This is a genomic window from Myxococcus sp. AM011 (assembly GCF_013372595.1).
GTDB lineage: Bacteria > Myxococcota > Myxococcia > Myxococcales > Myxococcaceae > Myxococcus > Myxococcus eversor.
Genome location: NZ_JABXEM010000386.1, coordinates 1 through 7,787 on the forward strand (window position 1 = coordinate 1; position 7,787 = coordinate 7,787).

The 7,787-nt window shown below is 68.6% G+C and carries 10 protein-coding genes; 3 read left to right on the top strand and 7 right to left on the bottom strand.

The window, feature by feature from the left end; all coding sequences use genetic code 11:
* The first annotated feature begins 188 nt into the window (after positions 1-188).
* A complete protein-coding gene (locus HUW62_RS43980; RefSeq protein WP_240356815.1) occupies positions 189-458 on the top strand; it encodes a hypothetical protein in 270 nt (89 codons plus the stop codon).
* Between the two features lie 25 nt (positions 459-483).
* Here HUW62_RS43980 and HUW62_RS43985 read toward each other — a convergent pair whose 3' ends face one another.
* Entirely contained in the window at positions 484-876 is a 393-nt protein-coding gene (locus tag HUW62_RS43985; RefSeq protein WP_163868615.1) for a response regulator transcription factor, read from the bottom strand.
* 297 nt (positions 877-1,173) lie between these two features.
* Between HUW62_RS43985 and egtB the strand changes: the two genes are divergently transcribed.
* Positions 1,174-2,517, top strand: a complete 1,344-nt coding sequence (gene egtB / locus HUW62_RS43990) for an ergothioneine biosynthesis protein EgtB (RefSeq protein ID WP_176437856.1) — start codon at positions 1,174-1,176, stop codon at positions 2,515-2,517.
* Positions 2,518-2,526: 9 nt separating this feature from the next.
* Positions 2,527-3,555: an L-histidine N(alpha)-methyltransferase gene (egtD, locus tag HUW62_RS43995; RefSeq protein ID WP_163868617.1), complete on the top strand. Its 1,029-nt coding sequence runs from the start codon at positions 2,527-2,529 to the stop codon at positions 3,553-3,555.
* Between the two features lie 65 nt (positions 3,556-3,620).
* Here egtD and HUW62_RS44000 read toward each other — a convergent pair whose 3' ends face one another.
* From HUW62_RS44000 to HUW62_RS44025, 6 genes are all read right to left on the bottom strand, one after another.
* Positions 3,621-3,806, bottom strand: coding sequence for a hypothetical protein (locus tag HUW62_RS44000; protein ID WP_163868618.1), 186 nt, complete (start codon positions 3,804-3,806; stop codon positions 3,621-3,623).
* A 265-nt stretch (positions 3,807-4,071) separates the two neighbouring features.
* Positions 4,072-4,542 (bottom strand): CoA-binding protein, encoded by a 471-nt coding sequence (locus HUW62_RS44005; RefSeq protein WP_176437857.1) that lies wholly within the window; start codon positions 4,540-4,542, stop codon positions 4,072-4,074.
* Positions 4,543-4,752: 210 nt separating this feature from the next.
* Positions 4,753-5,292, bottom strand: coding sequence for a hypothetical protein (locus HUW62_RS44010; protein WP_163868620.1), 540 nt, complete (start codon positions 5,290-5,292; stop codon positions 4,753-4,755).
* On the bottom strand, positions 5,293-5,751 hold the full coding sequence (gene bacM / locus HUW62_RS44015) for a bactofilin BacM (protein WP_163868621.1): 459 nt from the start codon (positions 5,749-5,751) through the stop codon (positions 5,293-5,295).
* A 3-nt stretch (positions 5,752-5,754) separates the two neighbouring features.
* Positions 5,755-6,642, bottom strand: a complete 888-nt coding sequence (locus HUW62_RS44020; protein WP_163868622.1) for a ParB/RepB/Spo0J family partition protein — start codon at positions 6,640-6,642, stop codon at positions 5,755-5,757.
* 31 nt (positions 6,643-6,673) lie between these two features.
* Complete coding sequence (locus HUW62_RS44025; RefSeq protein ID WP_141642456.1) at positions 6,674-7,465, bottom strand: ParA family protein; 792 nt, start codon at positions 7,463-7,465, stop codon at positions 6,674-6,676.
* Positions 7,466-7,787: the final 322 nt, after the last annotated feature.

Here is a 7,787-nt window from a genome sequence, read left to right on the forward strand (position 1 = left end):
CCCTCGCCCCACGCTCGGGCGGAGGACCCCTCGACGCCCGTCGTTTCTTCCGCCCCGCATGGGATGGCTTCGGTAACTCCTTCCAGACCCGAAGCATCCACCCCGCACTCCGAGGGGAAGGACCGGTGGATCCGCGCGGGCACGGCAATCGCAGGGGGTGACACCGAAAGGAACGTCGCCCCCGGAACATGCCGCAGTCCCGCCCCCGCCTCCCAGGACCGCACCGCATCCACTACTCGCCCCAGGCGTGGCGAGAGGTGGGCCGCATGAGCGCGGAGACGTTCGGCGCGCTCCAGGGCGCGCTGGAGCGGCTGGGAGACGGCCTGGTGCGCGAGCCGCGAAACGAGGCGAGCGGCACCGGCCGCCACGAGGTGCCGCGCCACGGGCTCGTCCTGGACTACGCGTGGGACGACCGCTCGCGCACGCTCACGCTGCTGTCGTTGGAGCGCGAGCCGTGAGCACCCGGTGCGCGCGCGGCGTCACTCACGCGGCGATGGGCAGCATGCTCCGCACGGCGTCCAGCAACTCCTCCACGGAGAAGGGCTTGCGCAGGAGGCCGTTGGCGCCGGGGGGAATGTCCGTGGTGACGGCGGTGAGCACCATCACCGGCACGTTGCGCAGTCGGGGAATCGCCTGGCGACGCGCGAGGAACTCATGCCCGTTCATCTCCGGCATCATCAAGTCGAGCAGGATGAGGCGCGGCACGTAGCGCACGTCGGAGAGCTCCTCCATCGCCTCGCGCCCATTGGTCGCGATGGTGACTTCGTAGCCCTCGCTCTCGAGAATCTCCGCGATGGCTGCACGGATGTCGTCCTCGTCCTCCACGACGAGCACGGAGCTGTGCTTCGCGATGCTGCTGGCCATGGTGGACAGCATAGAGTCCCCCTCCCCCTCACGGCGACCCGGTGTCCCGTTCGACACGGCGATAGTGGACAGAATCGTGCGTGCGCTCGGGCTTCGTCACGCATCCCGCCGGGGAGGATTCACTCACTCGCGCGGCCTGGCGTGCACGCGAGGCGTGGGCGGATGTCACGGGTGGGGTGGCGGCGAGGTGACGAAGGACCGGCCAGGTTGACCGCTCACCACGGAAACGTACATTCCCGCACGAGTGTCTCGGGCCCCAGGGGCCCGGGACTTTCCCGCGCGCCCTTCCACTCCCTAGCTTGAGGCGCCATGTCCCGCACGACGGACAACTCGTTGACACGACACCTCCACGGAGGCCCGGGGAGGACCTGGAAGGCTCGGGCCTGGGCCGAGTTGGAGACCGCGCGCGCGCGGGTGCTGCGCATGCTCTCCGGCCTGCCGGAGCACGTGCTGATGAACCAGCACTCGCCCTTGATGTCACCGCTCATCTGGGACGTCGCGCACGTCGCCAATTATGAAGAGCAGTGGCTCTTGCGCGCGCTCGGCGCACCCGCGCTGACGGACCCGGCCTTCGACGCCATCTACGACGCCTTCCAGCACCCCCGGCGCACGCGCGCCATGCTGCCGCTCCTGCCGCCCGAGTCCGCGTTCGCCTACGCCGCGCGCGTGCGAGAGGCCGTGCGAGCACACCTGGCGGACCATGTGCCCGAGGACAGCGAGGCGCCGCTGCTCGTGGGGGGTTATGTCTTCGGGATGGTGGCGCAGCACGAGCAGCAGCACGCGGAGACGCTCGCCGCCACGCTGCAACTGATGACGGACGTGGAGTACCGCATCGTCTCGCCGCGGCCACACCCTCGTCCGGTGCCCGTCTCCCGGCAGCCCGTCTTCATCTCCGGCGGCACCGCGCGCCTGGGCAGCGAATCACCATGGGCCTACGACAACGAGAAGCCCGCGCACGCGCGCGAGGTGGCGCCCTTCCTCCTGGACGCGCACCCCGTCACCAACGGGGACTACCTGGCCTTCGTCGAGTCCGGTGGCTACGACGACGCGCGCTGGTGGCACCCGAAGGGCTGGGACTTCGTGCGCGCGGAGCAGTTGCGCCATCCGCAGTTCTGGCTGCCGCAGCAGGGCGGACGCTGGCTGCGCAGGCGCTTCGGAAGGGTGGAGCCGCTGCCCTCGAACGAGCCGGTGCAGCACGTGTGCTGGTACGAAGCGGACGCCTATGCGCGCTGGGCGGGACGACGGCTGCCCACGGAGGCCGAGTGGGAGACGGCGGCACGCGGCACGGATGGTGTCGCGCGCGAGCACCCGTGGGGTGACGATGTGCCCACGCATGCGCACGCCAACCTGGGCGGCGACGGATGGGGGCCCGCGCTGCTGGGCAGTCATCCGGAGGGCGTCAGCCGCGACGGTGTCTGGGGCTTGTTGGGAGATGTCTGGGAATGGACGGCGAGCGATTTCCAGCCCTACGCGGGCTTCCGCGCATACCCCTATCGCGAGTACTCGGAGGTCTTCTTTGGCGACGGCTACAAGGTGCTTCGAGGAGGTGCCTGGGCGAGCGCGCCCGTGGCGGTACGCAATGGCTTTCGCAACTGGGATTACCCCATCCGCCGGCAGATTTTCGCTGGCTTTCGTTGTGCGTCAGAGGTGTGAGGTGAAGCGATGCGGTCGACAGTAGAGCCAGCGGAGACGACTTCGGGCGAGGGGACGCGGGGCGTTCCCGGGGTGAAGGTGGAGGTGTATGTGAAGCCGGGCGACGCCAAGCGCGCGCTGCGGCAGGAAGCGCTCCAGGGGCTGTGCTGCTCACCCAAGGAGCTGTCACCCCGGTGGCTCTATGACGAGCGGGGCAGCCAGCTCTTCGACGACATCACCCGCCTGCCGGAGTACTACCCCACGCGGCGCGAGCGGGAAATCCTGCTGGCCCACGCCAGCGACGTGGCGAGGCTGAGCGGCGCGACGACGCTCATCGAGCTGGGCAGCGGCACCAGCGAGAAGACGCGCCTGCTCCTGGACGCGATGGAAGAGGCCGGGCAGCTCTCGCGCTTCGTGCCCTTCGACGTGAGCGAGGCCTTCCTGCGCCGCGCGGCGGCGACGCTGGCGCGCGAGTACCCGGGCATCACCGTGCACGCGGTGGTGGGTGACTTCGAGCACCACCTGTCCCGTCTGCCCGCGGGTGGACGCCGGCTGGTGGCGTTCCTGGGCGGCACCATCGGCAACCTGAAGCCCTTGGAGCGCGCGCGCTTCCTGCGCGAGCTGTCCGCGGGCCTGCAGCCCGGCGACGGCCTGCTCCTGGGCACCGACCTCATCAAGGACCGGGACAGGCTGTTCGCCGCCTACAACGACAGCGCCGGGGTGACGGCCGAGTTCAACCGCAACGTGCTGCGCGTGCTCAACCGCGAGCTGGGCGCGGACTTCAACCCGGACGCGTTCCAGCACATCGCGCCCTTCGACGAGAACAACTCCTGGGTGGAGATGCGGCTGGTGTCGCAGCGCACGCAGTCCGTCTGGCTGTCCTCCCTGAAGCGTCGGGTGGACTTCACCGAGGGCGAGGTGCTGCGCACGGAGGTGAGCTGCAAGTTCGAGCAGGCGCGCGTCGAAGAAGAGTTGGACGCGGCGGGGCTGGGACTGGCGGCGTGGTGGACCGACGGAGCGGGTGACTTCGCCCTGTCCCTCGCGCTCAAGCGCGGCTGAGTTCCACGGGCTCGGACCTGGGGTCGGGCATCACCCGGCCACCAGGTCCGGCGTCCTCCCGACGACTAGCGGCGGGGGTTGCGACGGGACTGCACGCGCACGGGCACGGGCTGCGGCTGGGGCCGCGTCCAGGCGAACCACAGCGCGGCCAGCACGGTGACGGCCAGCCCTCCCGCGGCGAACAGCCGCTCCCCCACGGGGCTGAGGTCCACGGTGGCAAGGTGAAGAGGGAGCATTCCGGTGAACGACATGCGGGGAACTCCTTGCGGGGCGCTGCGTGGAGGTCCGGAGGATGGGCTGGGGTGTTGACCCACCACGGGCCGGGGAACGACAAGGTTAGGGACTCGCGAGGGATTCTGGAAGTCCCCGTGAGACGATGGCGACGCGGCGTGCACGGAAGTGCACCCCTCGTCCCGACTTCGGAGCCTTCCGCTCCCTCTTCTCATCCATAATCAGATGGACGCCCGGCGCTCGCTGAATGTTCAGCACGTCGCCACGCCTGCCTGCTCTCGGAGGTCAGGTGGGGAGCGCGCCACCGAGCTGACGCTCTTGCAGCACGTGGTTCAGCTCCACCTTCATGCACCGGTCTTGAACGACGCGGATGCCGGCGCGCGCCAGCTTCTCCGCCGCCGCGTCATTGCGGATGCCCAGCTGGAACCACACGGCGCGCGGCTTCTTGGCGAGCAAATCCGGCACGTGCGCGTCGATGTCCTCGGGGCGACGGAACACCTGCACCAGGTCCACGTCCCCGGGGATGTCCGCGACGGCGGAGTACACGGGCCGGCCGAGGATGGCTTGCGTCTCGCCGTGCACCGACACGGGGACGATGTCGTAGCCATGTTTCTGGAGGAACGCTGGCACCGAGTACGCCGGCTTGTGCGCCTGCGCCTCCGAACGGATGCCCAGCACCGCCACCCGCCGGGAGCGCTCCAGCACCTGCCGCACGCCCGCGTCGTCCTCGATGAGATTCGCTCGCCAGTCGTCCATGACCACCTCCGGGGCAAACCTTGCCACGCCCGCGCCTGGTTGCGACCCACGACTCCGGAGAACCGGGTGCGTTCCACTGTGCGGATGGACCTTGGAGGTCCAGTGCTCGGGCGAGCACGCCGCGCGAGGACATGGGCCCACGCAAGGGCTCGGCGGCTCGCTCGCGTGACGAGGAGGCGCCTCACAGTCCTCCGAGAGGAGCCGCGCAGGCTACTTGGACTGCACTTCGATTTCGCGGCACGCCTCGGTGGCCAGCCGGACGTCTTCCGGCGAGGCGCCGGGCAGCGTGGCGCAGAGGAACAAGTCATTGCCCACGCGGCGGGCACCGAAGAGCGCGGGAGCCTGGAGGCCAACGCCACCGTCTCCGAGCTTCGGCGCCATCGTCACGCGCAGGAGCGAGTAGGTGTCCTTGGACTCTTCCTGGTCCAGTGACACCTCGAAGGTCTTCGACTCCTCGCGCACGCGGTCCGCCAGGGCATCCACGGTGGGCAATTGCTCGCCCTGGCCCCGGCGCAGGTCCACGCGCAGCACCGGGCGGCCGGGCGGGCCCGCCTGGAAGCTGTCATCGGGAGCGACCTGCGCGGACCAACCGTCCGGCAGGGGGACCTTCACGCCGGAGCGCGGGGTCTGCGCGCCGCCATCCGCGGAGAGGGAGTCCGAGTCGGCCCCCTCGTCCTTGCAGCCCTTGCAACCGGGCAGCAGCGACAGCGCCAGCACCAGGGCTGGCGCGATGTGCGCGCGCTGACGCACCTACTTCTTCGACTCGCCGCCAGGAGGAGGAGGACGCGACCCGGGGGCATTGCCGCCGATGTTCTCCATCTTCAGCGTGCCCTCGAAGATGACGCCCTTGTCCATGGACAGCGACGGCGTCTCGAGGTTCCCCTTCACCCGGCCCGGAGTCTTGAGCTCGATGATTTGGGTGGCCTTCACGTTGCCTTCGACCTGACCGTTGATGATGACGGTGCCGGCCTGGATTTCGGCCTGGACCTTGGCGCCATCCCCAATGACGAGCACGTCCTTGGTGATGATCTGCCCCTGGAACTTTCCGTCGATGCGGACCTGTCCCTCGAAGGTGAGCTTCCCCTCGAACTCGCTTCCCTTGCCCAGAAGCGTATGAACCTCACCAGAGCGCTGCGACACGGATTCCTCCTCCCGCCTGAACAGGGGCTTGCTGGGTGCTTCGTCTTTCTTCCCGCCAAGGAGCGCCACGCGCTACTCCTTCCTGAGCAGCTTCAACAGCCGGTCCAGGTCATCGTAGGAGAAGAAGTCCACCTCGATGGTGCCCTTTCCGGGACTTCGTTCGGTCAACCGGACCTTGGTTCCCAAGCGACGTTGGAGCTCCTCCACCAAGGACTTCACCTGCGGGCTCTGTTTCGGCGGCGTCTTGCCCGCATCCTTCTTGCCGTGGGTGCGACTCTGCTGGACGAGCCGCTCCGTGTCACGCACGGACAGCTTCTTCTCGGCCACTTGCTTGGCCAGGTTTTGAAGCTCGGGCAGGCGGGGGACGCCCAACAGGGCGCGCGCGTGGCCCATGCTCAGCGAGCCATCCGCCACCATCAGCTTCACGTCGGCGGGCAGCGCGAGCAGGCGCAGCGCGTTGGCCACCGTGGAGCGCTCCTTGCCCACGCGCTGGCTGACCTGCTCCTGCGTGAGGCGGAACTCGTCCGTCAGGCGCTTGTAGCCTTCGGCCTCTTCAATGGGGTTGAGGTCCGCGCGCTGGAGGTTCTCGACGAGGGCCAGCTCGAAGGCCTGGACCTCGGTGACGTCCTTGACGATGGCGGGCACTTCCTTGAGGCCCGCGGCCTGGGAGGCGCGCCACCGGCGCTCGCCGGCGATGAGCTTGTAGCCGTCGCCGTCCTTGCGGACGAGGATGGGCTGGAGGATGCCCTGCGTCTTGATGGACTCGGTGAGTTCCTTGAGCTTCTCCTCATCGAAGTAGCGCCGGGGCTGGTCCTTGTCCCGGTGGATGGCTTCGATGGGAAGCTTGAGGACGCCGGCCTTGAGGGCGGCCTGTTCGGCGGCCTTGCCAGGAGCGGCCTGGGGGATGAGTGCGGAGAGCCCACGACCGAGGGCGCGCTTCTGCGTGTCTGCTTTCACCAAGTCATGACTCCAGTGCCGCGAGCGGAGGGCTTCACGCCACCCGCCGGCGGGGCGTCTTGGGAGTGTCGCGCTTCATCAGCTCGCGGCCGAGGGCGAGGTAGCTCTCGCAGCCCTTGGACTTGATGTCATAGAGGATGATGGGCTTGCCGAAGGACGGGCACTCGGACAGGCGCACGTTGCGTGGGACGACGACCTGGAAGACCTGCTCCTTGAAGTAGCCGCGCACCTCGTCGACGACCTGGTGCGCGATGTTGGCGCGAGCGTCGAACATGGTGAGGAGGATGCCCTCCATCTTGAGGTCGGGGTTGAGGCCCTGCTTCACCAGGTCGATGGTGTGGGTGAGCTGGGAGAGGCCCTCGAGCGCGTAGTACTCGCACTGGAGCGGGATGAGGACGGAGTCCGCGGCGGACAGGGCGTTGAGGGTGAGCAGGCCGAGCGAGGGCGGGCAGTCGATGATGATGTAGTCGAACTCGGAGGCCAGGGGGCGCAGGGCGTCGCGGAGGCGGAACTCGCGGTTCTCCAGGTTGACGAGTTCGACCTCGGCGCCGGTGAGGTCGGGCGTGGCGGGGACGACCTGGAGGTAGCGCAGCTCGGTGGGGTGGAAGAGCTCCTTCATGGGGCGGCCATTGAGGAGCGCGTCGTAGATGGTGCCGTGGAGCTTGTCCTGCTTGAGGCCCAGGCCGCTGCCGGCGTTGCCCTGCGGGTCCATGTCGACGAGGAGCGTGCGGCGCTCGGCGGAGGCGAGGCTCGCGGCGAGGTTGATGGCGGTGGTGGTCTTCCCCACGCCACCCTTCTGATTGGAGATGCAGATGATTCGACCCACGAGCCCCATCCTCTCTCTTGCCCGGCGGAGAGCCAGGCGCCGTGCGTGATGCGGTGCACGACTGCACGCTGATCCGCTGCTAGCACGCGATTCGGTGTTGGATCAAATTCACGGCGCTCCTGGACCGACGACTCTTTTCGAGGGCGTCCAAGCAAGCCGGAAGGCCGGATTCCGAAGACTCGGACGCAAGATTTCCTACGTCCAGAACCCGGCCGACCGGGCGTTCGCATCCTGGATTCGGGTGGTGGATGGAGGCTGCTCGGATGCTGTCCTTATAAGGAGGCGCGTGGGGGCGTGCGTTCCATGGGGAACGGGCCTGGGG